The organism is Streptococcus sp. HMSC073D05 (genome assembly GCF_001812015.1).
GTDB classification, from domain to species: domain Bacteria; phylum Bacillota; class Bacilli; order Lactobacillales; family Streptococcaceae; genus Streptococcus; species Streptococcus parasanguinis_D.
The window spans coordinates 1-1,401 of record NZ_KV807501.1; the positions used below are offsets into that span (position 1 = coordinate 1).

Sequence of the window (1,401 nt, forward strand, 5' to 3'; positions counted from 1 at the left end):
TTTTTTTTTAATATAAAATACAATAATTTTCAATTATCGAATAAAGAGATTTCCGTTCAGAAGGCTTTGATAACATAGTTTGAACCACTAAATATTGGGGAAAATATTTTGAGTTCATTTGTCTAAGTATAAAATGTGTATATAAGAGACAATTTGACATTTGCTTTTTTATTTTGTGTATTATTATTCTAGAAAGAAAAAATAGATTTCAATTTTAAAATCGTTCGTTATCTTTTTATTGTAGATAAATAGGTAATGAAGTAATGCTATAGAAAGGAAAAGTGATTCCATTGAGCTATATAATAAATATTATGGTTTTAAAAAGAAACAACTTGATCTAGTTTAGAAAGGATAATGAAAAATGTTCAAATGTTCTAAAATATTAGGTACATTCACAACTGTACTAAGTTGCATTTTATTAGCAGGTAATGTAGCCGCATCAACAAAAACCGAGTCTATTGCATCAGATACAGGTATTATTGATGGAGGAGTCGATTTAAATACTCAGCCAAATGAGGCACCAAAATATTCTGAACGAGCTCCAAGACCGCGACAAAAAGAATTGCCTATAAAATTTCAAACTCAAATTAATGACTATTATTGTGGACCTGCTTCAGCCTCTATGATTGTGACGTCTTTAGGACGGCCACGTTCACAACAACAAATGGCGACACTACTGGGTACTACCGCAAATGGGACAAACGCGGGGAATAATGTATCAAATGCATTAAATACCGTCATGAAAGGAAGTCGATATAAATTCAACTGGGTTTGGCATAAGTATTCAGATATAAATACAATAAAAGATCATATTACTCATGCTATTAGCTATGGAAACCCTGTCATGGTTAATACCATGGAAAGCCCTGGTGATTGCTACTTAGCAGGTCATAATATTGGTACAACACTTTATCATTATGGTATTGTTGCGGATTACTTTGATTATGGAAATTCTGTGACATATGTTGATCCAGGATATGGAAGATATAATGGTTTTCGTATGAATCAGCGTGTTTCTATTAAAGATATGAGTTATGCTACGGGTGGTCGTGGATATGCTTGGTAGATTATAAGTCAGGAGGTATAGGCTGATGAAGAAAAAAGATCTTGTCAAACAAAAATTTTTAAGTTTTATCATCATTGGGATTATCATACTCTTATCAGCCTGCACTCTTGTAGGACCACAAAAAAAATCTCCTTCCGGTAGTACCAATGTGTCTAGGAAAATAGGATTCGAGGAAAGAAAGGCAGAAGATTTATTAAAAAATTCTATTTTTATCCCTTATCCAGATGGGAAAATCTTTACACCTACTGCGCTGTCAAATGATGGGATTGCTTATGGCGAGGCTGTTGACCAAGGACACGAAGATCAGAATTATCTTGCCAGTATGAATTTACATA

The 1,401-nt window shown here is 33.1% G+C and carries 1 protein-coding gene and 1 pseudogene; both read left to right on the forward strand.

What is annotated here, in order from left to right:
* Positions 1-361: 361 nt before the first annotated feature.
* The gene (locus HMPREF2832_RS09695) at positions 362-1,066 is read left to right on the forward strand and encodes a C39 family peptidase (protein ID WP_241496593.1); all 705 of its coding nucleotides are present in this window, start codon (positions 362-364) and stop codon (positions 1,064-1,066) included.
* Between the two features lie 25 nt (positions 1,067-1,091).
* Positions 1,092-1,401: pseudogene (locus HMPREF2832_RS09700) on the forward strand (hypothetical protein); the annotation flags it as partial.

Coding starts and splice junctions, on each gene's coding strand:
- HMPREF2832_RS09695 (WP_241496593.1), top strand. CDS start 362: ATGTTCAAATGTTCTAAAATATTAGGTACATTCACAACTGTACTAAGT.